We start from the raw sequence: 25,171 nt of genomic DNA on the forward strand, positions 1-25,171 counted from the left end.
GCTTATCCCACCGCGCTCAACAAGGCGTTCAGCATGTCGTCGACCGTCTTCATCATGCGCGCTGACGCCTGATAGGTGTGCTCGAGGTCGAGAAGCAGCGACATTTCCTGGTCGACATTGACGCCGGTATCGTTCGACAGCACTTCGGCGGTGCGCGCGGCCAGCGCCTCCTTGGCGTCGGCGTTGGTCGAGGCCTGCTGGCGCACGCCTTCGAACCAGCCGATGGCGTTCGCTGCGTAGTCGGAGACACCAGAAGTGGCGGTGATGCCGGCGGAGCTGTCGAAGGCCATCGGCTGATCCAGCTTGTTGCCGTAGGCGATCAGAAGGTCCGAGTAGGAAGCGGCGCCGCTGGTGTTGGAAACATAGGCCGCGCCGTTGGCGCCGCCGTCGCGCAACAGCGCCGCGCTGCCGCCGGCGCTCGGGTCAAACGCGGCGTTGACGCTGATCGAGCCGGCGAGGCCGTTGACCAGGGTGCCGGAAGCGGGAATAGCCGGCGCGCCGGGCCAGGTGAACAGTCCGGCGGCGTTTGGCTGAGACGGCGCGGTCTCGGCAAATGCCGTGATCAGGCCGCGGGCGATCTCGTCGAGCTGGCTCTGCATGGTCGCGGCGACGCCGTCGCGCAGCGTCAGCATGCCGGCAAGCTTGCCGTCGGCGCTGCTGTTGTCGCCGGTGCCCGCCGAAAGCGGCACGTTGTCGATGTAGATCGTGTTGCCGGGCGCGCCGGCCGTGTAGCCGGCCGAGGGCGTGAAGGTCACCGAACGCGGCACCGTCTCGAACAGCGTCGTGCCGTCCTTGGTGGTGATGACCATATCGTTGTCGCCGCGCGTGAAGGTCGAGACCGGGACATATTCCGCGATCTTCTTCAGAAGCGCGTCGCGCTGGTCGAGCGCGTCGGACACATCCGTGCCGGAACGCGTGCCGGCGATGACGGCCGTGTTGGCGTCCTGGAACTGGCCGAGCAGCGAGTTTAGGTCATCGACCGCGGTGGCGATCTGGCCATCGGTCTGGGTGCGGAAATCCTGGATCGCCTTGGTGCCGTCGTTCAGCGAGCTCACCACCTGCTTGGCTGCGTTGATGACGCTGGCGCCGAGATTCTGGTTCGAAGGCGTGGTGGCGTAGAGCTGCAGCGCCCGCTGCAGATTGGCGATCGCGGTCGACGGGGACGACGCGTTGTCGACCCCGTTGACGGAGAGGTCGAGCTGATCCATGCCGCTGTAAAGCGCGCTCTGGCCGCTCCATGCCGACAGCGCGGAAAGGTTCTGCCGGAACAGGAGGTCATTGGCGGCGCGCTGGATCTCCACCGATCGCGCGCCGGGCGCCGTGCTGGTGACGACGGCGACGCGGCGGGCATAGTCCGGGTTGGATGCGTCGGCCACATTGCGCGACACGACGCTCGTTTGCTTGGACGTGGCCAGGAGCGCCGACTGGGCGATGCTTAATGCGGTGGAAAGCGACATGCGGGTCTTTCACGGGCTGGCGCCCGAAGGGGTTATCTCTTCAGGTTGACCAGGACATCCATCAGGTCGGAACCGGTCTGGAAGACCTTTGAATTGGCGGTGTAGCTGCGCTGCGCCGCGATCATGTTGGTCAGTTCCTCGGCGATATCGACGTTGGAATTCTCGAGTGCTCCAGAGACGACCGCGCCAAGCTTGCCTTCATTGGCAAAGCCGATGCGGACGGCGCCGGAGTCGGCGCTTTGCACATAGACGTTGCCCGGCATCGCGGTGAGGTTGTCGGGGCTCTGAACGTCGGCCAGCGGAATCTTGTAGAGCGGCTTGGTGGAGCCGTCCTGGAACTGCGCGTAGATGACGCCGTCCTGGCTGATCTGGATCTTTTCGATCGTGCTCGGGGCATTGCCGTTGACCTTGGCATCGGAGACCGTGAAGCCCGTGCCGAGCTGCGTCAGCTTTGAAAGATCGAGATTGAGCGTCGACCCGTTCGGCACCGTAAAGGAGAGGCCTGTGGTCGCGCCGGTCAGCTTGCCGGTGGTGGTGTCGAAGGTGAGGTTGGCCGAACCCAGCGCGCCGCCGGTATAGGGAAAGGACGTGCCGGCGGTCGCTTTCGACTGGTCGAAGACCGAAACCTCCCAGGTGCCGGTGCCGGTCTTGGTGAAGTAGACGTCGAGCAGCACCTTGTTGCCGAGATTGTCGTAGGCGACCAGCGAGGATTTCGACGTGTACTGCGCCGAAGCGCTGTTGGTCGACGGCAGGCTGCCTGCCGCGACCGGCGTCGCGCCTGCCGGCAGGTTGCCGGTGAAATTGCCTTCCGTGCTCGGCGTCGCCGTCATCTCCTGATCGGAGATCTGCACCGGCACCAGGCCTTCGAAGCCGTTGGCGGTCGCGGCCGGCTCGCCGTTGGCGTAGCTGTAGGCCATCAACTGGTAGCCGGCGGCGTTGACCAGCCTGCCCTGCGCATCAGGAACGAAGGCGCCGGCCCGGGTCAGATAGGGCGTGCCGCTCGGGTCCTGCACGACGAAGAAGCCATCGCCATTGACGGCTAGGTCGGACACCGAAGTGGTGTATTGCAGAACGCCTTGCGAGCTGACGGCGGAGCGGATCGTGGTGGTGACGCCGCCCGAATTGTAGGCGCCGCCGGTGGTCGGCATGATCAGCGTCGAGAATTCGGCGGAGGAGCGCTTGTAGCCGGTGGTGTCGGAGTTGGCGATGTTGTCGGCCACTGTGGACAAGCGGTTGGCCTGAGCGTTCATACCGGAAACGCCGGTCCGCATCATTCCATAGAGGCTCATGGATACGTCTCCTCGGTGGCTGAAAGCGCGTCGCGGCGAAACGAATTCAGGCGGCGCGCTCTATGTCTTTGCTTTGATGCATGTCGTTCTCCCAGGACCCCTGCGCATTTTTGGCCGACATGCATTGGATCAGAGGCCGTCAGGGTAGGCCTCGTGTCTTGCGCGAGGCTGGCGCGGGCTGTGCCGGCAGGGGCCATCAGAACACCAGCCGGTAGCCGAGGAACCTCTTGGAATCGATCGGGTCGTGACCGAGTTTCTCGCGCAGTTTCTTGCGCAGCTTCGAGATGTGGCTCTCCACCACGTTCTCCTCGACCTCTTCGTCGAAGATGCCGTAGATGGCGTTGAACACCTGCGTCTTGGTCACGCGCCGGCCGCGATTGCTGGCCAGATATTCCAGGATGCGCCGCTCGCGGCGCGGCAGCGGCAGCGGCTCGCCGTCGATCTCGGGGTCGCGTCCGTCCATGAAAATGCGCATCGCGCCGACTTCGGTGTAGGCGGCCTCTTCATGGGCGCGGCGCCGGATGGCGGTGATGCGGGCGAGAATCTCGCGGATGTGCACGGGCTTGCGGACGACGTCGTCGACGCCGCTCTCGAAAAGCCGCAGCGTGTGTTCCAGCGAGTGCTGCTCGCTGAGCGCGATCACCGGTGCGCCTGTGCGGTCGCGGATCTGGCGCGGCGACACGGCGCCGTCGCGGCAGTCGCCTATGAGGAAGGCCCTGACAGATCTGAGGTCGGTGTCGGCGGCGGAGTTCACCCACTCGCCGAACTCGCCCGGCGCGAAGCCCGCGGTGGCGACGCCCTCGCGGTCGAAAAGTGAGCTATAGCCCTCAGTTACGAGCTCTCGCTCATCAACGATCACGATCATCGGCCCGCCCTCCGAATCATCTCATTTGCCCCGTGCGAAAAGGGGTACCCGGTGGCGGGAATCCTGAAAAACCGTCATTTCTTGTAGCTATTTTCTTGGGAGTTTTTTTGGGACCCGTAATAAAAGCGGTTGCAAAAGTGTACTGGCGGCGTCGGATCGCGACGATACTGGAGCCGCCGTGAACCTCGTTTGCGGCGGGCCGCGGGTCTGCCGCGGTGACAACTATTGATTGCAGAAAGTGCTGGCGTTCGGCGTCCATTTGCCGAAGCCGGTGGCGACCATGTTGGCAATGACGCGGCAGACATAGACCTTCTGTGCCGGGTCGTTGTCAGGCCCGGCATGGTAGCGGGCCACGGCCATCGACCAGGTCACGTGGCGGGCATGGAGGCTTGCCAGGAAGCGTGCCGCGTAGTCGACGTTCTGATGCGGGTCGAGCATGTCCTCGACGCTGCGGAAATGCGTGCCGTGATAGCGATGATTGATCTGCATGCAGCCGAGATCGATCAGCGTCTTGCCTTCGCGGCGGGCATTCTCGAATGCCGAGAGCGCTTCCGCACGGCTGTGCGGAAAGACAGCTTTTCCTTCTATATTCAAGGCATTAGGCTGAAGGCTCCCCTTCTTCCCGGTCTCGGTCAGGCCGACCGCATAGAGGATTCCCGCCGGCACGCCGTAGCGGTCGGCGGCACGCAGGATCTCCGGCTCGCAAGGATTGGAGGCGCTCGCGGCGGCGGCGGCAGCCAGGCTAGATATAGATATCGTCGCCACCGCGCTCGCGAAGAGGCGGAGCAGCGCGGCTGAATTCCTGTGCGCCATTGCCGTCGTTCCTTCCCGGTTGCCGATCGCCGCCGGCGCTGTTGCCGCCCGAATTCCCGGGTTGGAATGAAGGCTGGTCGCGCCCCGTCGACATCGGCAGGGCGCCGTTCGCATCGGCGCGGCCAGACGAATGAACTGCGATCGAGGGTTGCAAGATGGTCACCTGATCGACCTCGAAGCCAAGGCCGCGGAGCGACTTGATGATGGCGTCGCTGTCGGCGGTCAGCCGGCGGTATGCCTCATGCGTCTCCGGCTTCATCTCAATAGAAAGTTGCTCTCCCGAGAGCCGAAGGCTGGCGGTCACCATGCCGAGCTCCGAAGGATGGAGCTCGATCTTGAGCACATGTGTCGGAATGGCAACAGAATTGGCCGTTTGAGAGGCAAGCGAGGCGCTCGAGAAGGCCTGCTGAACGCCATTGTCCGAGGCGATCGCCTCGACCAGCGCCGATGCGGTCTGGCCGATGGGGTTTTGCGCCGGCGCCGGGAAGCTCTGCTGGCTGACGACATCCATGCGACCGGCGGCGGGGGATGGCTTGGCCTGATTGATCGAGGCGATAGATTGGGCCGTCTTCTGGGCGGCTGCCGGCCGCCAGGCTTGCGGCGCCGCGGCGTCGGTCTCGGCTCCTTGCGTTCCCGGCTGGATGCCGTCCTTGCCGACCAATGTGTCCGCGGCCAGACCGACGCTGGCCGGTTTCCGGCCGAAGTCGGGCCCGGATTTCCCCGTCGCCATCGTCGCGCGACCCGATTGCGGCAATGGCCCGGAATCTTCTGAGGCGTCGGTCAGGGTGCGTTTGCCCTGACGGATCGTCAGCTGCGAAGAGGCGGACTGGCCGATCGAGGGCTGGATCCCTGCCTCTCCCTCGGCGGCGGACCCGCCGCGATCGGCTTTTGTCGAGGTTGCGAAATGGCGGATGTCGCTCAGCGCCATCAACAAGGGCAAGCCATCCTGGGGCGATGCCGCATCGGATGACTGCGCCGTTGTGCCGGCGTCGTCCATCGCTTTCGCATGATCGGCGTCGGCGTTGGTCCTCGTGGCCTTTCCGGATGGCTTTTGCACGGCAGTCTTGCTCTGCCCATCCTGGTCAGGCTGCACTTTGGGCGAACCGGCAGGGGCGCGCCGCGCCGGATGCGAATCGGAGGAAAGGGACTCGGCCGAGCGCTTGCCTTGCCGGGCCGATTTTTCGGCGCCGTGCACCATCTCGCCGAAATCCGCGCCATTTTCCCTCCCGCCGGCTGCGTGCTGACGTGATTGGGGGTGGGCGGATCCGGGTCCCGGCAGGGCCTGACTGATGCTGGTCATTTGGGAGCGGCTCCGAGCAACTGGTCAATCTGGTCGAGGTGGCGGCGGGCGTTCATCATCGCGGCGTCGGTGGGATCGTGCGGATCAAGGCTTGCTGCGGCCGCCGGCGCGGATGCAGGCAGCTCAGGCGGCGGTTCAGATTGTGCCGGGGTGGCGGCCGGCGCGTCCGCCGCCGGCTTGACCGGGGCCGCGACAGCCGGCTGCTCGGACACTGCGCCTTCCACCGGCGGCAACGCTTCGGCGTCGGCCTGGCTCACGGGCGCGGTCTCGGCGGCGGGCTTTGCCCCATCGCCCCTTGCCGAACCTGCGGCCTCGGTCTCGCCCTGTCCGGCCGCCGGCACGGGAGCGACAACCTCGCCGGCAACGGCTTGCGCCGCATCGAGCAGGGCGCGGTCGCTCTCCGAAAGCTTGCCGCGATCGATCGTGCCGAGCCGGGTGCGCACGTCGTCGATCGTGGCCGACGTCACCGAGGAGAGGCTCGAATAGAGCACGGCGCGGGGGTCATCCTGATTGCCTTTGCCGGTCCGGCCCTGCTCGGCCCGCGCCGAGGCGAAGGCAGAGAGATCGCTCAGCCCGTCGATCGCGGCGCGGCGCGCGATGCGCAGATAGATCACCTTCTCGCGCTCCGGGTCCATCATCGAGGTGATGTCGGCGAGCTTGTCCTGGCTGATCGACATGTGCAGTTGAATGACGCCGGAGACGAAGGAATCGGCGAACTGGCTGGCATAGGGGGAGTAGAGGTAAGCCGCGACATATTGCGTCGAGGCGAGGGCGAAGCGCGCGGCGTCGCCTTGCGCCACTGCGAGGCCGACCGAGCGGCGGAGCGCTGCCTCCTCGACCAGCGTGCCGGGGCTGAGCAGGCGGGCCTCGTCCAGCAAGGCGAGCGCGGTTACGGGTTCGTCGGTCGCAAGCAGCGAGCCCTTGACCAGCGCCAGGAAGGCGCCGAGGTCGGCGGGCACGCTCATCGGGTCGATCGGTTTCAGGATCTCGATTGCCGCGGCCGGCCTGCCGTTCAGATAGGCGACGATCCCCTTGGCTATTGCCAAGCTCTGCGGGTCGGTCGTCGCGCGCGAGGCCGCCGCCTCGACGGTGACGGGGTTGCCGCCGCTCATGCCGTAGACGAGCAGAGCGCGGAAATTCTTGGGATCCTTGAAATCCTCGGCATCGGCGGCGCGAAGCCCGGCATCGGTCATTTCGAGGAGCTTGGCCTGCATCGGCAGCGCCGCATGATCGCCGCCGGCGATGCGGTCCTGGATCAATTGCAGCGAACGCACCAGCTGATAAGGCTGCAAGCTGCCGTCCTGCGCGAAAGCTGCGGCCGGCGATGCCGCCGCGAGAAGCAGCAGCCCGACAGCGCGGCCGATGACGGTCCCGCTCCTCATCCGCCGGTCGCCATCAGGATTTCGATGCGGCGGTTGGCGGCGGCCAGCGGATCGGACTTGATCTTGGGTTGACGGTCGGCGAAGCCGGCGACCTCGGTGATGCGGCTCTCGTCGACGCCGCCGCGCACCAGCATGTAATAGGCGGAGTGGGCGCGCGCGGTGGACAGGCGCCAGTTGTCGTAGGTGTCGCTGCGGAACGGCCGCGCGTCGGTATGGCCGCCGATGGTGATGGTGCCCTTCTTCCCGTTGATGATGTGGCCGATCTTCTCCATCGCCAGCACCAGTTCGCGGCGCGGCACGGCCGAGCCGATCTCGAACATGCCGAAGTCGAGCTGATCGGTGATCGAGATGACGACGCCCTTGTCGGTGGCCTCGACAGAGACGCCATCGGCCAGCTTTTCCCCCGGCGTGAAGGCCTTGGCCAGCTCCTGCTTGATCTCCGCCGCGGCCTTGAGGGCGGCGCTGCTCGGGGCTTTCTCTTGCTTGTCGGAAGCCTGTTCCGGCTCCGCCTTCGCCATTTGGGCCTTTGCCGTTTCTGCCCCAGCGGTTTCCGGTTTTGCGGTGTCGATCGCGGCGGCCTCGGCTCCGGCCATTTCAGCCTGGGCTTTCTCGCCCTTGCTTTCCTTGCTTTCGGCTTTCCCGATTTTCGTGTCGACCGATCCGGCGGTCGCCTTGGCACCGGGTTTTTGCGATGTCGCCAACAGCTCGAGCGGCGCATCCAATTGCGGCGGCGCGGGCGGAACGGCCTTGACTTTCGGCACCTCAACCTCGGCGACCTTCTCGCCGGGCTTGGCCGGATCGCCTTCGATCTTCTTGCGCTCGGCGCTGGCCTCGGCGCCGGGCGTCGCCACCTGCTGCGACCAGAAATCCGGCGCGAAAGGATCGCGATAGGATTCGCCGCCGGAAGCGCCGGTCGCCGGACCGGCGTTCTGAGCTCCGCCTTCGCCCTTGGCGCTGACATTCTGCATCACGCCGGCGTCGGTGGCGATCTCCGACAGCACGGCATACGGATCGGCAAACAGATGCTCGTCGGAGAGGTCGGATGACTTCTGCGAGGCTTCCTTGGTCTGTCGCCTGTCGGAAGAGCCAGCACCGCCCTTGCCGTTTTCGCCGGCCTTGCTTGCGCCATCCTGCGGGTTGTCGGCGGTGAGGCCAACCTTGCTCGGGCCGTCACCAAGGTCTTCCAGGCCCTTACGACTGGAATTGCGGTCGATCAGCTCGACCGGATTGAAATAACTGGCGACGGCCGCCTTGGTCTGCTCGTTGGCGGCGTTGATCAGCCACATGACGAGAAAGAAACACATCATGGCGGTCATGAAGTCGGCAAAGGCGATCTTCCAGACGCCGCCATGATGGTCGTCGTCATGACCGTCGTGATTGCGCTTGACGATGATGATCTCGTGCCTGGGCTCGCCGTGATCGACAGCGCTCATGACAGGACCTCCGACAGGGAAGCCGACCATTCGGCGATACGCGTCTCGAACACGGCTTCATCGATGGTCACGGTCAGGTCGAAGCCTGGCGCCTCAGTGAAATCGAGATTGGCCGCGCGGTCTCCAAGCGCGGCCTTCAGCGGCTCGAACAGCGACAGCGGCCCGCGCACGCCGATGCGCACGGCCTCGCTATCGGCAATCGCGGCGCTGATGGTGCTGGCAAGGGCGTCGAGCGAGCGCTTCTGCAGATCGTCGCTGACGATGCCGCCGATGATGCGGGCGATCGTGACGCCGGCGAGCGCGGCAACGCGCGCCTCCATGGCGTCGATGCGCGTCGCGATCGCCGTGCCAAGATCGCCGCCGAAGCTTTCCAGGAACGCTTTCGCGGCATCGTCATTGGCCCGGCGTTCGGCCTCGAGCGCCGCAGCGTGGGTCGCCCCGAGGCGCGCCTCCAGCGCTGCTTCCGCTTCGGCCACCGCCTCGGCGATCAGCGCGCCGATGTCGGCCTGCGGCGGGGATGCGTCCGGCTTGCGCTCGATGTCAGGTGCCGCCGGTGGCTGGCCCGCGCGCGGAGCGCGCGAACCGAAGTCAGGCAGGAGATCGAAAAGGGCTCCCGAAGCCATGGCTTAACCCGCGGCTTCCGGGGCGGCCGCCCATTTGCGCAGGATCTGGGCGGTGCGCTCCTCGTTGAGGTCGACCATGCGTGCCAGGCGTTCCTGCGGCGCAGGCCTGATCTTCTGGCGCAGGTCGTCAAGCGGGGTGGCGCCGGAGCGGGCGCCCGGCAGGGCGCCGACCGGCGCATCGGCGGCAATCGCGGCCACCGGCGCGTCGGGGGTCGGCAGCGAGCGCTGGACGTCGTCGAAGCTCGGGCCGGCGACGGCCGCGGGCTTCGCCGGCGCCGTCAGCGCGGCCGCCATCGGCCGCAGGCCGAAGAAGGCGACCAGGAACACGACGACGATGAAGGCGCCGGCATTGATCAGCGTGCCGGTGTATGTGCCGATCGAGGCGAGGACACCAGGCTGGTCGATCGGCTCGCCGTCCAGTCCGTCGATGAACTCGACCGCCGAAACGTCGATGATGTCGCCGCGCTTGTCGTCGAAGCCAGTGGCGGAGGCCACCATCTTCTGGATATCGGAGACGCGCTTGGCGATCTGCTCGGGTGTGGCGTCCTTGCCGAGAATGGTCTTGAGCCGGTCCTGGTTGACGACGACGGCGATCGACATCTTGGTCACCGAGTAGCCGTTGGAGACGGTGGCGATCTTCTTGGAGTTGATCTCGTAGTTGGTGATCTCTTCCTTGCGGTCGTTCTGCGAGGAGGATTGCGGTCCTTCGGTCGTGGCCGTCTGCGTCTCAGGCAGGTTCTGCTCGACGCTGGTCGGGGTCGAGGCCTGCTTCTGGTTGCTGGCCTCATTGGTGCGCACCGACTGCACCGAACGCTCGACGCGGGATTCGGGATCGAAGATCGTCTCTTCGGTCTGACGGGTGTCGGTGTTGACATCGGCCTTGACGCTGGCGCGGAAATTGTCGGGGCCGAGATAAGGCGTCAGCGCGCGGCGGATGTTGTCGGCGATCTGCGCCTCGACCGTCTGCTCGACGCCGAGCGTGCGGGCGGCGCTGGTGTTGGAAGTGTCGTCGCCCGCGGCGAGCAGGTTGCCGTTGGAATCGAGAACGGTCACCTTGTCGGCCGACAGGCCGGGAACAGCCGCGGCGACCAGGTGGCGGATCGACTGCGCGCTCTTCTCGGCGTCGACGCCGGCATAGCGGATCACCACCGAGGCCGAAGGCTGCTGCTCGTCGCGGCGGAAATTGGCGCGCTCGGACATGACGATGTGGACGCGCGCGGCCTTGACCCCGGCGATCGACTGGATGGTGCGGGCGATCTCGCCCTCCAGCGCGCGCACGCGGGTGATCTGCTGCATGAAGGATGTCAGGCCGAGCGAGCCGACATTGTCGAATAGCTCGTAGCCGGCGTTGGCGCTGGTCGGCAGGCCTTTCTCGGCGAGCAGCATGCGCGCCTGCGCGGTGGTGCCGGCCGGCACCAGCACCGACGTTCCGTCGGCGCCGACATCGAAGCCGATGCCGGCCTCGCCCAGCACCAGGCCGATCTGGTTCACGTCGTTGCGGTCGAGTCCGACATAAAGCGTCTCGTAGGCCGGACGGTTGAGGTAGACGGAGGCGAGCCCGATGACCGCCATGACCAGCGCTGCGATGCCGCCCATGAGAGCGAGACGCCTGACGCCGAATCCGCGGAGGTTCGCGATGAGGCTCTGGATCTGTTCCGGCACGATTCAACCGCTCCCAGCATGACTGTCCGCCGGAAGACTAGACCGCGAAGCTTGTGCGAGGATGATAGGCCGGGACAGCACGGGAGCAGCGTTCCGCCGTACAAGCGAAAGGCCGCGCCCAAGACGCGGCCTTGCGACGGAACGGTTTGCCTCAGCCGGAATATCAGCTCTTGAACAGGGCCAGGATCGACTGCGAGTTGCCGTTGGCGATCGACAGCGCCTGGATGCCGAGCTGCTGCTGAACCTGGAGGGCCTGCAGGCGGGTCGATTCCTTGTTCATGTCGGCGTCAACCAGGGCGCCGACGCCCTTGTCGATTGAGTCCGACAGGTTCGACAGGAAGCTCTTCTGGGTATCGATGCGCGACTTGGCGGCGCCGAGATAGGCAGCGCCGGTGGAGAGCTTGGCAAGCGCGGTTTCAACGGCGTCGAGCGCGGTGTCGATGTTGGTGTCGGAGACGGCGGCGGCGCTCGGGTCAAAGAAAGTCGTGGCGAGCAGGCCGCCGACGATGCCGCCCGTGCCGGCTGTATCGAGGACCTGCGTGTCGGAAGACTTGACTGTGATCGTGTCGATGGCGACCGTCGTGCCGGTGCGGTTGTACGAAGCGACGATCTGCAGATCAGAGGCGGCGGTGCCGTCATTCTGCAGCAGGTTCGAGCCGGCATAGCTGGCATTGGTCACCGACGACTTGATCTGGTCCTGGATGGCCTTGATTTCGGTGGCGATCTTCTGCTGGTTGTCCTGGCTTGCGCCGCGGGCTGTGACCAGCTTGGCCTTGATCGAGTCGACCTGATCCTTGATCTGGGTGATTGCGGTATAGGCGGTGTCGACCTTGCCGGCGCCGAGGCCAAGCGCGTCCTGGACGGCCGAGAGGGCCTGGTTGTCGGACCGCATCGAGGTGGCGATCGACCAGTAGGCGGCGTTGTCGGAAGCGGTGGCGACGCGATAGCCGGTCGAGATGCGGCCCTGTGTGGTCTCAAGCGCCTTGTTGGTGGCGTTGAGGCTCTGCAGCGCGGTCAGCGCCGCGGCGTTGGTCATGATACTTGCCAAGATACACCCCTTCTCAAAGCAGGCATGCCTCGTGCATGCCGGTCAACGCTCTGGCGGGGGGCGTCATGCCTGTCGACCAGCGGTCGGCCCGTCATAGCGATTGGTTAACCATAATTAGCGCGTCACAGTTAATGTCGCGTTAAAAGCCTGCCTTGAAACCGCAATGCGGTAGTATTTCTTAAGGGAAGAGGCGCGCCTCGGAGGGCAGCGGCGTCACAATGAAAATCGGGCCGCGCTGATGGCGCGGCCCGATGCAAAAGTCCGAAGTTCGCTAGGTGATCAGCCGCGGAAGAGCGACAGGATCTGCTGCGAGTTGCCGTTGGCGATCGACAGGGCCTGGATGCCCAGCTGCTGCTGCACCTGAAGCGCCTGCAGGCGGGTCGATTCCTTGTTCATGTCGGCGTCGACCAGCGAGCCGACGCCCTTGTCGATCGAGTCGCTGAGGTTCGACAGGAAGCTCTTCTGGGTGTCGATGCGCGACTTGGCGGCGCCGAGCGAGGCAGCGCCGGTGGAGAGCTTGGCAAGCGCGGTTTCAACGCTGCCGAGCGCGGTGTCGATGGCGGTGTCGGCGACGGCAGCGCTGCTCGGGTCGAAGAAGGTCGTGGCGAGCAGGCCGCCGACGATGCCGCCGGTGCCGGCCGTGTCGAGAACCTGCGTGTCGGAGGACTTAACCGTGATCGTGTCGATGGTGACAGTCGCGCCGGTGCGGTTGTACGAAGCGACGATATTCAGGTCGGACGCGGACGTGCCGCCATTCTGCAGAAGGTTCGAGCCGGCGAAGTTTGCGTTGGTGACCGACGACTTGATCTGCGCCTGGATGGCGTTGATTTCGGTCGCGATCTTCTGCTGGTCTTCCTGGCTGGCGCCGCGGGCGGTGACCAGCTTGGACTTGATCAGATCGACCTGATCCTTGACGTCGTTGATGGCGGTGTAGGCGGTGTCGACCTTGCCGGCGCCGAGGCCGAGCGAGTCCTGGACGGCGGAGAGCGCCTTGTTGTCGGACTTCATCGAGGTGGCGATCGACCAGTAAGCGGCGTTGTCGGAAGCGGTGGCGACGCGGTAACCCGTGGAGATGCGGGACTGGGTGGTCTCGAGCTGCTTGTTGGTGTTGTTCAAGCTCTGCAGCGCGGTCAGCGCGGCGGAATTGGTCATGATACTGGCCATGATACACGTACCTTGTTTTTACACGGATTTTTTTGACATGCCGGCTTGTCCGGTATGACGGTGCGGCATCATGCCAATGATCGCTGAGACCCGATCACCCGCCATCTGGAGCGGACTATGCGGGCAACTTCCTACCAAACGGCTAAGCTGGAGGGTTAATCGAAAATATATTGCTCGGCGTTCGAGCGATGCACCGGGGCATCACCGGCGGGCCTCAGGTAAAGGACCGCACCAGGCTGCCGACCAGAAGATTCCAGCCGTCGATCAGCACGAAAAACAGGATCTTGAACGGCAGGGAGACCACCGTCGGCGGCAGCATCATCATGCCCATCGCCATGGTGACGGTGGCGACGATGAGATCGATCACCAGGAACGGCAGCACGATCAGAAAGCCGATCTCGAAGCCGCGCCTGATTTCCGAGATCATGAAGGCGGGCACCAGGATGCGCAGGTCGACGGTGTCGCGCGAGACGGTCTGGCCGCGCTCGCGGGCGAGATCGGCAAAGAGGTCGAAATCCTTGTCGCGCACATTGTGCAGCATGAAGCTGCGGAACGGATCTGAGATCTTCTCGAAGGCTTCGGCCTGGGTGATCTGATTGTCCATCAGCGGCTTCACGCCGGTGTTCCAGGCCTGGTCGAACGTCGGCGCCATGACATAGAAGGTCATGAACAGCGACAGCGAGATCAGGATCAGGTTGGCGGGCGTCGACTGCAGGCCGATGCCGGCGCGCAGGATCGAGAAGGCGATGACGAAGCGGGTGAAGCTCGTCACCATGATCAGCAGGCCCGGCGCCACCGAAAGCACGGTGAGCAAACCGAACATCTGGATGAGGTAGCCGACCGTCGTGCCGTCGGCCTTGCCGATACCGCCGAGGTCGAGCTGCTGGGCCGCGGCGACAGAGGTGGTGACGACGATGAGCGCCGTGGCGATGAGGAACTTTCTCATTCGAGCAACATCGTCCTGACGAGAACCTGTTTGACATGGCCGCCGCTGCGTAGCGCCGCACGCTCGTCGAGATCGGCCTTGAGATGCTGGTAGCCGCTGGCGCCTTCGATCTGATGCATCTTCAGCGTGCGCACGAATGCGAGAAGGTCCTGATGGATCTGCTCGGTCATGTCCGCCGGCTGCGGCGCGTCGTAGAGCACCGATGCCTCCAGCCTTATCCAGACTTCGCTCGGCGAGGCGAGATTGGTGGTGATCGGCGCCAGCTGGACCACCGTCGGTCCCGGAGCCGCTTTGTCGCCCTCGGCCGCCTTCTCGGCGGTGCCGGCATTCTCGGGCGCGGCAGGAACCGGCGCCGGTCCCTCTCCCTGCTTGAGATAGCCGCCCGAAACCCAGCCCAAACCGACGGCCGCGCCGGTCATGACCAGAAGCGCGGCGAGCTGGATCACAAGGGAGGGGCCTTTTTTTGGCTGGGCCTGCTCGACATTTGCCACGACAGCGCTCCCCGGTCCTAGAAAGGCAGAACCTGGTCGAGGATCTGTTGGCCGTAGGCCGGCTGCTGGACCTCGCTCACACGGCCGCGGCCGCCATAGGAGATGCGTGCCTCGGCGATACGCTCGTAGGGGATCGTATTCTCGGCGCCGATATCGGAGGGACGTACCATGCCAGCGATGGCGAGGACCCGAAGCTCGTAGTTGACGCGCACTTCCTGCGAGCCCCTGATCATCAGGTTGCCGTTGGGCAGCACTTCGGTGACGACGGCCGCGACGTTCAGCTCGAGGCTCTCCGAGCGCTTGATCTCGCCGTCGGCGTTGGTCTCGGTGCTGGAGCTCAAGCCCGCATCGCCCTTGCCGCTGGTGCTCTTGCCATCCCATCCGAGCGTGACGTCGTAGCCGAGCTTGCGCGCGGCGGTGCGGCTGCGGTCGTTCTGGTTCTTGAAGTTGGCCTTGTCGTTGAGCTTGATGTTGACGGTCAGGATGTCGCCTTCCCGCAGCGCCCGCGGATCGGTGAAGAGCCTGCTCTGCCGGTCATCCCACAGCGAGAATTTCTTCACGCGCGCGGCGGGCGGCTCCGGATAGCTGTAGGGAGCACCTCCGCCATTGCCGATGCCGGAGCCGACCGGCGAGAGCGCAGGCTCCCTGCCGACCTCCTTGAGGTCGGTGCCACAACCGGACAGCGCCGCCGCCGCGACAAGGGCGAGCAATTTCAACTTCATGACGGATCAACCCTTCGCGCCGCGCTGGCCATGATGCCGGTGAGCGTCGCCGCCGCCTTCTGGTCCATTTCGTTGAGGATGACGCCGGCCTTGCGCGCATCGAGCTTCATCAGGATGGCCGCGGCGAGCTCGGCATTGACCATCGCCAGCCGCTCGGCAGCGGCATCGGGCTTCATGCCGGCATAGATCTTGACCACGCTGTCCTCGGCGCGCGCCAGGAACACCTCACGGCGCTTCAGCCATTGCTCGTACTCGGCCCGCTTGTCGTCCAGCGCCTTCATGCGCTGGTCGATGCTGGCCTGAAGCTGCTTCAACTCCTCGGCCTGCAGGGCGTAGCGGCGGTCGCGCGCGGCATCGGCGATGTTGGAGCAGAAGCGCTGGATCTCGCTTTCGTCCGGCGCCTTTTCACGCGTGAGCGGCGCCGGCTGAGCCGGCACCTGTCCGCCGGGCAGCACCTGGCGGACTTCTTCCGCGCCGGCGGCGGCGCCCGCCAGCGCAACGATCGCAGCAGCGGCGAGGAGGCTCATTCCTGGATGAAGTCTCTGTCCTGAATGAAGTTTCGGGCGACGATACGGTCTTGAGGCGAGAAGCTCGATCATCGGCGTGCCTATTGGAGAACCAGGTCGGCCTGCAGGGCGCCGGCCGACTTGATGCCTTGCAGGATGGCGATGATGCCGTCGGGCTTCACGCCGAGACGGTTGAGGCCGGAGACCAGCGTTTCGAGATCGGGGCCGTCGAGCACTGCGACGCGGGCGTCGGGTCGCGTGGCCTCGATCGCGGTGAAGGGTTCGACCGCGGTCTGGCCTTTGGAGAAGGGCTCGGGCTGGACCACTTTCGGCGCTTCGGTGATGCGCACGGTGAGCGTGCCATGGCTGATCGCGACGCGCGAGATCCTGACGTTGTTGCCGATGACGATGGTGCCGGTGCGTTCGTCGATGACGACGCGGGCAGGCGCATCCGACTCGACGACAAGGTTTTCGATCTCGGCATAGAAGCGCGCGGCCGATACATTCTTCGGCCGTCTGATCTGCACCGTGCGGGCATCGCGCTCGGCGGCGACGCGCACGCCGAAGCGCTGCGAGGTGTAATCGTTGATGGCGTCGGCGATGCGGATGGCGGTCGAGAAATCGGGATTGCGCAATTGCAGCGTCAGCACGCCCTGGTCGTCGAACTCGGCGGGTACCGGACGCTCGACGATGGCGCCATTCGGCACGCGGCCGGCGGTGGGCACGCCCTGCGTGAGTTCCTCCGCCTGGCCCTTGGCGGTGAAACCGCCGACGATCACCGAGCCTTGTCCGACGGCGTAGATCTCGCCGTCCGCCGCCTTCAGAGGCGTCATCACCAACGTGCCGCCGGCAAGCGAGGTGGCATCTCCCATCGAGGAGACGTCGATGTCGATGCGCGCGCCCGACTGGACGAAGGGCGGCATGTTGGCGGTGACGATGACGGCGGCGACATTCTTGGCGCGCGCGCTGCCGCCCTCGGTGGCGATGCCGAGGTTCTCCAGCATGGCGCGGATCGACTGTTCGGTGAAGGGCGAGTTGCGCAGGCTGTCGCCGGTTCCGGCCAGGCCGATGACAAGGCCGTAGCCGACGAGCTGGTTGTCCCGCGCGCTCTGCAGCTGGGCGATGTCCTTGATGCGCGCGGCGACCTGGCCGGGCGGCAGCGTGCTGGGTCCCGTCGAGACGCGGAACATGCGCGTCGTGGTGGCCGGATCGTATTCAGGGTCGTCGTAGACGCCGCCATTCTTCTGCGCGAGCTCGCGCTTGGCCTTGGGCGTGAGCCCATCGGCCAGCGCAGGCTGAAGGCCGATCGCGGCGCTCAGCAGAAGTGCGAGAGCGCGCATCACGATGCGCCGACCTTGATGGTGCCGTCGGCCATGACAATGCCGGAAATGATCTTGCCGCTGTCGATGTTGCGGACCTTGATGAGGTCGCCGGCAGCGCCCGGCTGCAGGGTGATGCCGGCCGCCGATATGGTCAGCGCGCCGGCGGTGAAATAGACCTGCACGGAGGCGCCCTGCTCGACCAGCCAGGCATCGCGAATGGCGGCTGCCGGAATGTAGCGCCCGGGCAGCAGGGTGCGCTTGGCGACCTTGCCCTGAAGGTCTTCGGAGCGCGTCGCCATGCCATCCGGCTTGTGCTTGCCGGGGATGAGCGTCACCTGCTTGAGGGCGGGGAGCTCGATGGTTTCGCCGGGATAGATGACCCGGTTGGGGATCAGCACCGCATCGCCGACCGCCTGGCTGGCGGCGACCTGGCCGGCCGACTGCGTCTGGTTGGCCGATTCCTGCGCAAGCGCCGGCAAGCCGACGACCGCCAGCGCAAGGGCCAGCACGGCGCGACTGAAGGCGGGGCAGGAGGCCGGCATAGCCATCGTCGGTTACCTGATGTTCTTGGAGACCACCGAGGCCATGTCGTCGGCGGCCTGGATGACCTTGGAGTTCATTTCGTAGGCGCGCTGCGCCGATATCAGCTCGGTGATTTCCTTGACCGGATCGACGTTGGAGGACTCCAGATAGCCCTGCTCGATGGTGGCGAAGCCGGGATCGCCTGGAACGCCGACATTGGCGGGACCGGAAGCCGCCGTTTCCTGGAACAGATTGTCGCCGAGCGGCGCCAGACCCGCCTCGTTGGCGAAGTTGGCGATCTGGAGCTGGCCGAGAAGCTGGAGGTTGGTCTGACCATCGATACGGGCAAAGACCTGGCCGGTCTTGTTGACGATCACCTCGACAGCGTCGGTCGGCACGGTGATCGCCGGAATGACGTTGGCGCCGTCGACTGTGACCAACTGCCCGGTGGCATTGGTGTTGAATGCGCCGGCGCGGGAGTACAGCGTGCCGCCGTCGGCGCCCTCGATCTGGAACCAGCCCCGGCCGGTCAGCGCCAGGTCGAAGCTGTTGCCGGTGCTGGTCAGCTCGCCCTGTGTGTGGACGTTGCGCACGGCTGTCGTCTTGACGCCGAGGCCGATCGAGACACCCTCGGGCACCAGCGAGGTGTTCGAGCGGTTGGGCACCCCTTGAGTGCGATCGACCTGATAGAGCAGGTCGGAGAATTCGGCCCGAGCCCGCTTGTAGCCCGTGGTGTTGATGTTGGCGATGTTGTTGGCGATGACTTCCAGGTTGGTCTGCTGGGCGTTCATGCCGGTCGCGGCGATGGCAAGGGCTTTCATGACGCGGTCCTAGATATTCATGCGACTGATTTCGAGGTAGGCCGAGACGACCTTGTCGCGGATGGCGATGGTCGTCTGCAGGGCCTGCTGGGCGCTCAGCACCGCATCGACCACCTGGCGGGTGTCGGCGTCGCCCTTGAGCGCCTGGATCGACATCTGCTCCGCGTTCTGCAGCGAGTTGACGGTCTTGCTCGCAGCGTGGCTGAGCGCCTCCGCGAAGCTGCCGGCGACGCTTTCGCTTGCCTGTGTCCCGGCACCGCTCTGGAGCAGGCCCGGCGAGCCGGCCTCCGCGCCGTCGGTTGCCGGCTTGAACTGTAGTGCCCCGATACCGCCAATCATTGCTGGTTCCTCATCAGGTCGATGGTCATGGAGATCAGATCGCGGGCCTGCTTGATGACCTGCAGGTTGGCCTCGTAGGAGCGGTTCGCCTCGCTCATGTCCGCCATCTCGACCAGCACGTTGACGTTGGGCATCTTCACGTAGCCTTTGTCGTCGGCGGCCTCGTTGCCGGGCTGGAACTCGATCGGGAAGACGGACGGGTCGCGCTCGATCGAGCTTACCTCGACCAGCGACCCACCGGATGTGCGGTCGAGCTCGGACTGGAAGGTGATTGTCTTGCGGCGATAGGGGTCGGCGCCAGGCGTGTTGCCGGTCGACTGCGCGTTGGCGAGGTTTTCCGACACCACGCGCAGGCGCTCCGACTGGGCGCCGAGGCCGGATGCCGCGACTTTGAGGGCTGCGGTCAGCGCGTCCATGGTCAGCTCTTCACCACCATCGTCATCATCGAATGGAATGCCTTGACGATCGCCGTGTTGAGCTCGAATGAGCGGCGCACTTCCCCAGCCTTCATCAACTCGTCTTCAAGAACGACCGTGTTCTTCGACGGCATGATCGAACCGGTGGCCTCCTCCGGCTTGACGTTGAAGCCGGCATTGGTCGCCTCCGCGCCGAGGTGGCCGGCCTCGGTGGCCTTCAACGTCACCGCGGTCCTGTCGAGAACCTTTTCGAACGGCTCGACATCGTTTGCCGTGTAGCCCGGCGTATTGGCGTTGGCGATGTTGGAGGCGATCGCCGACTGGCGCACGGCCAGCCATTGCGACTGCCGGGTGGCGAGGTCAAAGAGGTTGACGGGTTCCATGGGACTCTCCGGGCGAGCACGCACAAGACTAGGCCGCCAGTCTTGCGCGGACCTTGCGCGGGACGAGCCCGCGGCCCGCAGGGGGCCGTCACCTGGAAAACTCGATCACCCTGTTGGCGTCCGTGACGATCACCCATTTGCCGCCGCGCTGCTCGATCGAAGCGACGCGGCTGGAATCGGGCAGGACCGAGCCGCGCTGGACAAGCCACAGGCCGCTGTCGTCCTCGATCATGGCGCGGCCATTGGCGACATGCACGATCTTGAATTCCGAAGCGGCAGGGAAGGGCTGCTCGTCGGGCGCCGGCGCGGGGGCCGGATCGTCCCGCACCGTTCCGGTGGCAAGCAGGTCGATATCGGCATCGGGGACGTCCTTGGCCGTCAGCGGTCCGCCGCGTTCGGTCGCCACCCCGCCGCCCGCGCGTCCGGAATTGCTGCCGCTGCCGCCGAACTTGATGGCCTGCACGCCGAACTGCTCCTGGTTGAAGAAGATGTACCAGGGAAACAGCGCGCAGATCAGGCCGAGCGTGATGCCGAGCGCGGCGATGACGAAATCGCTGCGCCGGTCCGCCTTCCTGTTGGCCAGGCGCGGGAATTCGGCCCGCGGCGGCTGTGGCCACTCCACCCTCTTCGGAAACAGCCCGTTGATCAGCGAGTCGCGGCTGGCGTCGGCCTCCTCGGCGGCCTTGGCTTCGGCGATCATCTCGCGCAGCAAGCGCTCGGTCTGCTGCAGATCAGTCTCCTTGATCGCCATTCTGCTTCCCCTTGAGATGGCGGGCGAGGTCGGCGAACGGATCGGCCGATGCGCGGTCCTTCGGCGACTGCGTAAGCGCCTCGTAGATCAGCGGCACCTGACGCACGGCGATGTCGAGCTCTGCGTCGGCGCCGCCCTGGTAGGCACCAAGCAGACGGATGTCGCGCGTGTCCTCGAAGCGCACGATCATGGACTTCAGCCTTGTCACCAGCATGCGCTGCTCGGCGCTCCAGACCTTGTCGGCGAGACGCGAGATCGACGACAGCGGATTGACCGGCGGGTAGCGGCCTTGCTCGGCGATCGCGCGGTCGAGAACGACATGGCCGTCGAGAATGCCGCGCACCGAATCGGCCACCGGATCGTTGTGGTCGTCGCCGTCGACCAGCACCGAGATGATGGCGGTGATCGAGCCTTTGCCTTCGGCGCCTGGTCCCGCGCGCTCGAGCAGCTTGGGTAGGTCGGTGAAGACCGACGCCGGATAACCGCGCGCGACCGGCGGCTCGCCGGTCCCTGTCGCCACCTCGCGCAGCGCATGGGCAAAACGGGTGATCGAATCCAGCACCAGCAGCACGCGATGGCCCTGGTCGCGGAAATGCTCGGCCACGCACATGGCGGTGTCGGGCGCGCGCCGGCGCATCATGGCGCTCTCGTCGCTGGTGGCGACGACGGCGATGGTCTTGGCCATGCTGTCGGCGCCGATCGTGTCCTCGAGGAATTCACGCACCTCGCGGCCGCGTTCGCCGATCAGCGCGACGACGACGGTGTCGAAGGCCTCGGCGCCGGCGAGCATGGCAAGCAGCGTCGATTTGCCGACGCCGGAACCGGCGAAGATGCCGAGCCGCTGGCCGAAGCAGAGCGGGGTGAAGATGTCGATCACCCGCACGCCGGTCAGGAAGCCGGTGCCGACCCGCTGGCGCGACATGGCGCCGGGCGTCACAGTGTCCGCGCCGCCGGCGGCATCCGGCCTGACCAGCGGCGGACCACCGTCGATGGCTCGGGTCAAAGCGTCTATGGCGCGCCCGCGCCAGGAAACGTGCGGCGCGACGCCAAGCGGACCGCGGCGGAATACGGCGTCGCCGATGCCGGCATCGGCGCTGCGCTCGAACGGCGCGACCACGACCTCGTCGCGGCCTATCCTGACGATCTCGCCGCGGCGCGCGCCGGCCTTGCCGCGCTGCTCGACGATGTCGCCGAGCCTGGCAATGCCGGAGAGGCCGCGCACCTTGTAGTGGGTGGGCGAGATCTCGGCGACGCGGCCGCCGCGGCTCAACAATGTTTCTGGATTGTCGAATCGCCGCCAGACGCGTTCGAGCGCGGCGAGCCGGTCCGTCGAACCGGCCTCGGCGAGCTTCTCGGGCGCGCGCAGCAGGGACGAGCCGGTCGTCATGCCGCTACTTGGAGCCGAGCGTCTTGATCGCGTCGTCGGTGGACGAAGCGCTCTGCCGGATCAGCGCAGCGGTGTTCTCGAAGGCGCGCTGCACCTGGATCAGTCGGGTCATCTCCAGCACCGGATTGACGTTGGATTCTTCCAGGAACCCTTGTGCGACACCGACGTCGGAGCGGTCGGTGACCGGCTCGGGCGTGCGCGCGGGAACGATGCCCGAATTGCCGTAGCGGACAAAATTGTCGCCGGGGTCGAAATCATAGAGGCCGATGGCGCCGACGAGCTGGTCGTTCTGCCTGAGCGAGCCGTCGGCGCCGGCCTTCGGCGGGCCGTTGCGCGGATCGAGCTGGATCGGCGCGCCGCCGCTGTCCAGCACCGGATAGCCCTCGATCGACATCAGCTCGCCGTTCTCGTTCATGGAGAAACGGCCGTCGCGGGTCATCACTGTGCCGGCCGGCGTCTCGATGGCGAACCAGGCGTCGCCTTGTATGGCGAAGTCGAAAGGATTGCCGGTTTCGGTCATCGAGCCGTGCGCGGTGGAAAGATAAGTCTTGCCGGAGGATGCAAAGGAGACCGACCTCGGCCCGGTGCCGGAGACCACGTCCTCGAATTTCACGCCGGTGGCGCGAAAGCCGATGGTCGAGGCGTTGGCGACATTGTCGGCGATGGTGTCCAGCCGGCGCTCAAGCGCGACCTGCGAGGAGAGGGCAACGTAGAGACTGTCCTGCATGGTGTTCTCAGAATTTCAGCTTCTGCATGGCCATCATCAGATCGGTCGAGATGCCGATCGTGGTCGGCTGCGCGAAGAGCACGCTGACCGACGTCACGGCGCTGGAGGTCGGGTTGTTGATCTCCCACAGGCTGGTGAAGCGGGTCAGGAACTTGTTCAGCTTGTCGGGGTCCTTGAAGTCGGCGATATCGAGCTTCTGCTCGAACATCTGCGCCTGTTTGTCTATGTCGGCGGCAGCGATGGAGTCGGGCAGACCGAGCGCGGTGCGGACCACGCTCGAAAGCGCCGTGTCGGCGAGCACGTCATACCAGTTGGTGATTTCAGGCGCCTTGCGTTGGAAGTAGAGCGCCAACCGCACGCCCTGATTGGTCTCGCCGGCATTCTCCTCCAGCGTCTGGCGCATGTATTTGTCGACCGCGCCTTGCTGGGCGGAAGGATAGAGGGTGGCGGTCGGGCCATAGGCGGCGAAGTTGAACGCCTTGACGAATTGGGCGTAGCGCTTGTCGCTCAGCTTGTTGGCGAAGCTGTCCTCGTCGGAGACCCCTTCCTTCAACGCCTTGACCATGAAGGCCTTGGCATAGGCCATGTCTTCCAGGCCATAGGCTTTCATGGCGTAGGTGAACAGGCGGGTGTTGTTGACGAAATCGTCGATGGTTTTGACGTTGCCGATATTGGCCAGATAGTAGTCGGTCTCGCGTTTCACGACTGGCTGCGACTCGACCTGGTCGATCGCCTTGGGGATGTCCCTGGCGATGAGCTGGTAGCTCGTATAGGTATTCAACATATGCGCCTCCGGCCGAAGCTGTCCGAGGACGATAGCGAAGCTTCCTTGTGCGAAGCTGAATCGGTTTCTTGAGCTGCGATTCAAGCCTCACACAAGGCACGAGGACTATCCCTGATCCACGACGTGACATGCGGAAGGACCTGTCGTGGGTATTCTGATCGGACTTGTGGTGACGCTTGGCTGCGTCCTCGGCGGCTTCATGGCCATGGGCGGCCATCTGCATGTGCTGATGCAGCCGTGGGAGGCAGTGGTCATCTGCGGCGCGGCGCTCGGCACCTTCCTCGTTGCCAATCCGATGAAGACGGTCAAGGACACCGGCAAGGGCATTCTCGAAGCCTTCAAGCAGGCGGTGCCGAAGGAGCGCGACTATCTCGAAACGCTGGGCGTCCTGCACAGCCTGATGCGCGAGCTGCGCTCGAAGTCGCGCAGCGAGGTCGAGGCGCATATCGACAATCCGGAAGAGTCGGCGATCTTTCAGGCGTTTCCAACTGTCCTGAAGAACCACGATCTGACACATTTCATCTGCGATTATTGCCGCATCATCATCATCGGCAACGCGCGCTCGCACGAGATCGAGGCGCTGATGGACGAAGAGATCCAGACGATCCGCACCGACAAGCTGAAGGCCTATCACGCGATGGTCGCGGTCGGCGACGGCCTGCCGGCGCTCGGCATCGTCGCGGCCGTGCTCGGCGTGGTGAAGGCGATGGGCGCCCTCGACCAGTCGCCGGAGATCCTGGGCGGGTTGATCGGCGCGGCGCTGGTCGGTACCTTCCTCGGCATCTTTCTCTCCTATGCCGTAGTCGGTCCGGTCGCCACCAAGATCAAGACGGTGCGCGAGAAGAAGAACCGCCTCTACATCATCGTCAAGCAGACGTTGCTCGCCTACATGAACGGCGCCTTGCCGCAAGTCGCGATCGAGTTCGGCCGCAAGACCATCTCCTCCTATGAGCGGCCGACGATCGACGCCGTCGAGCAGAGCACAATGAACACGGGCGGCGCCGAGAAGAAGGCGGCCTGACCATGCAGAATTTCAGCCGGGGCCGCTTGCCGTCATGACCAGTCCGGGCAGTCCTTCGCAAACCCGGGCTTTGATCATCGAGCGTCTCGTCGGCGACAGCGGCGAGGCCGCGCAGGTGATCGGCGTCGGCCGCGGCATGGCCGAGCGCTCGCTGCCGCTGTTGCAGAAAGCCCTTGCCGGGGAGCTTGGCGCGCCGGTTACGGTCGACCTCCAAGCCGTGGAAGTGAGCCGTGTGCCCGATGCGCGTATGCGCGCCGGCGAGACCTTCGCCTTGACGATCATTTCGTCGCCGACCTCCGCGGATGCCATGACGCTGGTCATGGACGCGCCGGCGATCGCGGTCATGGTCTCGGCGCTGTTCGGCGGCGACCCGGACCAGCCGGTGGCGCCGATCGAACGCGAGCTGTCGCAGATCGAGATCGATGTCGCGACCACTGTCTTCCAGGAGGTCGCGGTGGCGCTCAACGGGTCGGGCAGGCGTTCGCTCGAGCTGCGCCTTCCGATCACCAAGACGATGTCCGGCAACGAGGCAAGACGGCGCGTGTTGCGCGACGGCGCGGCGATTCGCATCGTCTACGGCATCTCGACGCCGACCGACACCGGCACGGTGACGGTGATGATCCCGCAGCGCATCCTTTTGGCGACGCGTGGCGCCACCGCAAATACGGGCGAAGACGGGATGACGGAGGTCGACTGGCGCGCGCGCTTCTCGGAAGAAGTGATGCGCTCGGCCGTGCGGCTCGAGGCCACCATGCCGCTCGCCAGGCTGACGCTTGGCGACCTTGCCGCCTTCCAGCCCGGCCAGGTGATCGAGTTCGAGGAGAACGCGCAGATCCAGGCCAAGCTCAACGCGCGCGACAAGACGCTGTTTGTCTGCGAGTTCGGCAAGCTCGGACAGAATTACACGGTCCGCATCCGGCATCCCCACGATGGCGGGCAGGATTTCATCGACGGATTGATGCCAGGCTGAGGCCCGGCTTGGGATTATTGGAGACGA

Annotated in this window: 27 protein-coding genes; 2 read left to right on the forward strand and 25 right to left on the reverse strand. The window is 65.5% G+C overall.

The genetic code is table 11. The annotated features are described in order from the left end of the window. Nucleotides 1-2 precede the first annotated feature (2 nt). From flgK to EN853_RS17500, 25 genes are all read right to left on the reverse strand, one after another. Nucleotides 3-1,457 carry a flagellar hook-associated protein FlgK gene (gene flgK, locus EN853_RS17380; protein WP_127859174.1) on the reverse strand — a complete coding sequence of 485 codons (1,455 nt, stop codon included), beginning with the start codon at nucleotides 1,455-1,457 and terminating at the stop codon, nucleotides 3-5. Nucleotides 1,458-1,489: 32 nt separating this feature from the next. Then, a complete protein-coding gene (locus tag EN853_RS17385; RefSeq protein ID WP_127859173.1) occupies nucleotides 1,490-2,746 on the reverse strand; it encodes a flagellar hook protein FlgE in 1,257 nt (418 codons plus the stop codon). A 196-nt stretch (nucleotides 2,747-2,942) separates the two neighbouring features. Next, the gene (locus tag EN853_RS17390) at nucleotides 2,943-3,611 is read right to left on the reverse strand and encodes a response regulator transcription factor (RefSeq protein WP_127859172.1); all 669 of its coding nucleotides are present in this window, start codon (nucleotides 3,609-3,611) and stop codon (nucleotides 2,943-2,945) included. 222 nt (nucleotides 3,612-3,833) lie between these two features. After that, a complete protein-coding gene (locus tag EN853_RS17395) occupies nucleotides 3,834-4,424 on the reverse strand; it encodes a lytic transglycosylase domain-containing protein (RefSeq protein ID WP_245517066.1) in 591 nt (196 codons plus the stop codon). Further along, complete coding sequence (locus EN853_RS17400; protein ID WP_245517067.1) at nucleotides 4,354-5,724, reverse strand: flagellar hook-length control protein FliK; 1,371 nt, start codon at nucleotides 5,722-5,724, stop codon at nucleotides 4,354-4,356. Before EN853_RS17400 ends, EN853_RS17395 begins: the two co-directional genes overlap by 71 nt. Beyond that, complete coding sequence (locus EN853_RS17405; RefSeq protein WP_127859171.1) at nucleotides 5,721-7,106, reverse strand: chemotaxis protein MotC; 1,386 nt, start codon at nucleotides 7,104-7,106, stop codon at nucleotides 5,721-5,723. The genes EN853_RS17400 and EN853_RS17405 overlap by 4 nt, the downstream gene beginning before the upstream one ends. Then, nucleotides 7,103-8,539 (reverse strand): MotB family protein, encoded by a 1,437-nt coding sequence (locus EN853_RS17410; protein ID WP_127859170.1) that lies wholly within the window; start codon nucleotides 8,537-8,539, stop codon nucleotides 7,103-7,105. The genes EN853_RS17405 and EN853_RS17410 overlap by 4 nt, the downstream gene beginning before the upstream one ends. Continuing rightward, a complete protein-coding gene (locus EN853_RS17415) occupies nucleotides 8,536-9,162 on the reverse strand; it encodes a hypothetical protein (protein ID WP_127859169.1) in 627 nt (208 codons plus the stop codon). The genes EN853_RS17410 and EN853_RS17415 overlap by 4 nt, the downstream gene beginning before the upstream one ends. A gap of 3 nt (nucleotides 9,163-9,165) precedes the next feature. Continuing rightward, nucleotides 9,166-10,824, reverse strand: coding sequence for a flagellar basal-body MS-ring/collar protein FliF (fliF, locus tag EN853_RS17420; RefSeq protein ID WP_127859168.1), 1,659 nt, complete (start codon nucleotides 10,822-10,824; stop codon nucleotides 9,166-9,168). Nucleotides 10,825-10,987: 163 nt separating this feature from the next. Beyond that, on the reverse strand, nucleotides 10,988-11,872 hold the full coding sequence (locus tag EN853_RS17425; protein WP_127859167.1) for a flagellin: 885 nt from the start codon (nucleotides 11,870-11,872) through the stop codon (nucleotides 10,988-10,990). 279 nt (nucleotides 11,873-12,151) lie between these two features. Beyond that, on the reverse strand, nucleotides 12,152-13,036 hold the full coding sequence (locus EN853_RS17430; RefSeq protein ID WP_127859166.1) for a flagellin: 885 nt from the start codon (nucleotides 13,034-13,036) through the stop codon (nucleotides 12,152-12,154). A gap of 214 nt (nucleotides 13,037-13,250) precedes the next feature. Beyond that, a complete protein-coding gene (gene fliP / locus EN853_RS17435; protein WP_095777164.1) occupies nucleotides 13,251-13,982 on the reverse strand; it encodes a flagellar type III secretion system pore protein FliP in 732 nt (243 codons plus the stop codon). After that, nucleotides 13,979-14,473, reverse strand: coding sequence for a flagellar basal body-associated FliL family protein (locus EN853_RS17440; protein WP_127859165.1), 495 nt, complete (start codon nucleotides 14,471-14,473; stop codon nucleotides 13,979-13,981). The genes fliP and EN853_RS17440 overlap by 4 nt, the downstream gene beginning before the upstream one ends. A gap of 17 nt (nucleotides 14,474-14,490) precedes the next feature. After that, complete coding sequence (flgH, locus tag EN853_RS17445; RefSeq protein ID WP_127859164.1) at nucleotides 14,491-15,195, reverse strand: flagellar basal body L-ring protein FlgH; 705 nt, start codon at nucleotides 15,193-15,195, stop codon at nucleotides 14,491-14,493. Beyond that, entirely contained in the window at nucleotides 15,192-15,722 is a 531-nt protein-coding gene (locus EN853_RS17450; protein WP_127859163.1) for a MotE family protein, read from the reverse strand. The genes flgH and EN853_RS17450 overlap by 4 nt, the downstream gene beginning before the upstream one ends. 80 nt (nucleotides 15,723-15,802) lie before the next feature. Continuing rightward, nucleotides 15,803-16,891 (reverse strand): flagellar basal body P-ring protein FlgI, encoded by a 1,089-nt coding sequence (locus tag EN853_RS17455; protein WP_245517078.1) that lies wholly within the window; start codon nucleotides 16,889-16,891, stop codon nucleotides 15,803-15,805. Nucleotides 16,892-17,040: 149 nt separating this feature from the next. Further along, nucleotides 17,041-17,571, reverse strand: a complete 531-nt coding sequence (gene flgA / locus EN853_RS17460; RefSeq protein ID WP_127859161.1) for a flagellar basal body P-ring formation chaperone FlgA — start codon at nucleotides 17,569-17,571, stop codon at nucleotides 17,041-17,043. A 6-nt stretch (nucleotides 17,572-17,577) separates the two neighbouring features. After that, nucleotides 17,578-18,366: a flagellar basal-body rod protein FlgG gene (gene flgG / locus EN853_RS17465; protein ID WP_127859160.1), complete on the reverse strand. Its 789-nt coding sequence runs from the start codon at nucleotides 18,364-18,366 to the stop codon at nucleotides 17,578-17,580. 9 nt (nucleotides 18,367-18,375) lie between these two features. Beyond that, nucleotides 18,376-18,705 carry a flagellar hook-basal body complex protein FliE gene (locus tag EN853_RS17470; RefSeq protein WP_127859159.1) on the reverse strand — a complete coding sequence of 110 codons (330 nt, stop codon included), beginning with the start codon at nucleotides 18,703-18,705 and terminating at the stop codon, nucleotides 18,376-18,378. Continuing rightward, a complete protein-coding gene (gene flgC, locus EN853_RS17475) occupies nucleotides 18,702-19,121 on the reverse strand; it encodes a flagellar basal body rod protein FlgC (RefSeq protein ID WP_127859158.1) in 420 nt (139 codons plus the stop codon). The genes EN853_RS17470 and flgC overlap by 4 nt, the downstream gene beginning before the upstream one ends. A gap of 2 nt (nucleotides 19,122-19,123) precedes the next feature. Beyond that, on the reverse strand, nucleotides 19,124-19,504 hold the full coding sequence (gene flgB, locus EN853_RS17480) for a flagellar basal body rod protein FlgB (RefSeq protein WP_124995611.1): 381 nt from the start codon (nucleotides 19,502-19,504) through the stop codon (nucleotides 19,124-19,126). An 88-nt stretch (nucleotides 19,505-19,592) separates the two neighbouring features. Next, nucleotides 19,593-20,255 carry a hypothetical protein gene (locus tag EN853_RS17485; protein WP_127859157.1) on the reverse strand — a complete coding sequence of 221 codons (663 nt, stop codon included), beginning with the start codon at nucleotides 20,253-20,255 and terminating at the stop codon, nucleotides 19,593-19,595. Next, the gene (gene fliI, locus EN853_RS17490; RefSeq protein ID WP_127859156.1) at nucleotides 20,236-21,642 is read right to left on the reverse strand and encodes a flagellar protein export ATPase FliI; all 1,407 of its coding nucleotides are present in this window, start codon (nucleotides 21,640-21,642) and stop codon (nucleotides 20,236-20,238) included. The genes EN853_RS17485 and fliI overlap by 20 nt, the downstream gene beginning before the upstream one ends. Before the next feature lie 4 nt (nucleotides 21,643-21,646). After that, a complete protein-coding gene (gene flgF / locus EN853_RS17495; RefSeq protein ID WP_127859155.1) occupies nucleotides 21,647-22,369 on the reverse strand; it encodes a flagellar basal-body rod protein FlgF in 723 nt (240 codons plus the stop codon). Nucleotides 22,370-22,376: 7 nt separating this feature from the next. Further along, nucleotides 22,377-23,153, reverse strand: coding sequence for a DUF1217 domain-containing protein (locus EN853_RS17500; RefSeq protein ID WP_127859154.1), 777 nt, complete (start codon nucleotides 23,151-23,153; stop codon nucleotides 22,377-22,379). Nucleotides 23,154-23,298: 145 nt separating this feature from the next. On the opposite strand from EN853_RS17500, the gene motA reads away from it, so the two are divergent. Both motA and EN853_RS17510 read left to right on the forward strand, forming a co-directional pair. Then, the gene (gene motA, locus EN853_RS17505) at nucleotides 23,299-24,174 is read left to right on the forward strand and encodes a flagellar motor stator protein MotA (protein WP_127859153.1); all 876 of its coding nucleotides are present in this window, start codon (nucleotides 23,299-23,301) and stop codon (nucleotides 24,172-24,174) included. A gap of 34 nt (nucleotides 24,175-24,208) precedes the next feature. Continuing rightward, nucleotides 24,209-25,144 carry a FliM/FliN family flagellar motor switch protein gene (locus tag EN853_RS17510; protein WP_127859152.1) on the forward strand — a complete coding sequence of 312 codons (936 nt, stop codon included), beginning with the start codon at nucleotides 24,209-24,211 and terminating at the stop codon, nucleotides 25,142-25,144. Nucleotides 25,145-25,171: the final 27 nt, after the last annotated feature.

The sequence above is a fragment of the Mesorhizobium sp. M1C.F.Ca.ET.210.01.1.1 genome, assembly GCF_004791585.1.
GTDB lineage: Bacteria > Pseudomonadota > Alphaproteobacteria > Rhizobiales > Rhizobiaceae > Mesorhizobium.

Excerpts from the sequence above, each read along its gene's own strand:
- EN853_RS17415 (WP_127859169.1), bottom strand. The coding sequence starts at position 9,162 with ATGGCTTCGGGAGCCCTTTTCGATCTCCTGCCTGACTTCGGTTCGCGC.
- fliI (WP_127859156.1), bottom strand. The coding sequence starts at position 21,642 with ATGACGACCGGCTCGTCCCTGCTGCGCGCGCCCGAGAAGCTCGCCGAG.
- EN853_RS17385 (WP_127859173.1), bottom strand. The coding sequence starts at position 2,746 with ATGAGCCTCTATGGAATGATGCGGACCGGCGTTTCCGGTATGAACGCT.
- EN853_RS17450 (WP_127859163.1), bottom strand. The coding sequence starts at position 15,722 with ATGAGCCTCCTCGCCGCTGCTGCGATCGTTGCGCTGGCGGGCGCCGCC.
- flgF (WP_127859155.1), bottom strand. The coding sequence starts at position 22,369 with ATGCAGGACAGTCTCTACGTTGCCCTCTCCTCGCAGGTCGCGCTTGAG.
- EN853_RS17390 (WP_127859172.1), bottom strand. The coding sequence starts at position 3,611 with ATGATCGTGATCGTTGATGAGCGAGAGCTCGTAACTGAGGGCTATAGC.
- flgC (WP_127859158.1), bottom strand. The coding sequence starts at position 19,121 with ATGGACGCGCTGACCGCAGCCCTCAAAGTCGCGGCATCCGGCCTCGGC.
- EN853_RS17470 (WP_127859159.1), bottom strand. The coding sequence starts at position 18,705 with ATGATTGGCGGTATCGGGGCACTACAGTTCAAGCCGGCAACCGACGGC.
- flgK (WP_127859174.1), bottom strand. The coding sequence starts at position 1,457 with ATGTCGCTTTCCACCGCATTAAGCATCGCCCAGTCGGCGCTCCTGGCC.
- EN853_RS17510 (WP_127859152.1), top strand. The coding sequence starts at position 24,209 with ATGACCAGTCCGGGCAGTCCTTCGCAAACCCGGGCTTTGATCATCGAG.
- fliP (WP_095777164.1), bottom strand. The coding sequence starts at position 13,982 with ATGAGAAAGTTCCTCATCGCCACGGCGCTCATCGTCGTCACCACCTCT.
- flgH (WP_127859164.1), bottom strand. The coding sequence starts at position 15,195 with ATGAAGTTGAAATTGCTCGCCCTTGTCGCGGCGGCGGCGCTGTCCGGT.
- EN853_RS17485 (WP_127859157.1), bottom strand. The coding sequence starts at position 20,255 with ATGGCGATCAAGGAGACTGATCTGCAGCAGACCGAGCGCTTGCTGCGC.
- EN853_RS17405 (WP_127859171.1), bottom strand. The coding sequence starts at position 7,106 with ATGAGGAGCGGGACCGTCATCGGCCGCGCTGTCGGGCTGCTGCTTCTC.
- EN853_RS17430 (WP_127859166.1), bottom strand. The coding sequence starts at position 13,036 with ATGGCCAGTATCATGACCAATTCCGCCGCGCTGACCGCGCTGCAGAGC.
- EN853_RS17455 (WP_245517078.1), bottom strand. The coding sequence starts at position 16,891 with ATGTTCCGCGTCTCGACGGGACCCAGCACGCTGCCGCCCGGCCAGGTC.
- EN853_RS17500 (WP_127859154.1), bottom strand. The coding sequence starts at position 23,153 with ATGTTGAATACCTATACGAGCTACCAGCTCATCGCCAGGGACATCCCC.
- flgG (WP_127859160.1), bottom strand. The coding sequence starts at position 18,366 with ATGAAAGCCCTTGCCATCGCCGCGACCGGCATGAACGCCCAGCAGACC.
- flgB (WP_124995611.1), bottom strand. The coding sequence starts at position 19,504 with ATGGAACCCGTCAACCTCTTTGACCTCGCCACCCGGCAGTCGCAATGG.
- flgA (WP_127859161.1), bottom strand. The coding sequence starts at position 17,571 with ATGGCTATGCCGGCCTCCTGCCCCGCCTTCAGTCGCGCCGTGCTGGCC.
- EN853_RS17395 (WP_245517066.1), bottom strand. The coding sequence starts at position 4,424 with ATGGCGCACAGGAATTCAGCCGCGCTGCTCCGCCTCTTCGCGAGCGCG.
- EN853_RS17400 (WP_245517067.1), bottom strand. The coding sequence starts at position 5,724 with ATGACCAGCATCAGTCAGGCCCTGCCGGGACCCGGATCCGCCCACCCC.
- EN853_RS17410 (WP_127859170.1), bottom strand. The coding sequence starts at position 8,539 with ATGAGCGCTGTCGATCACGGCGAGCCCAGGCACGAGATCATCATCGTC.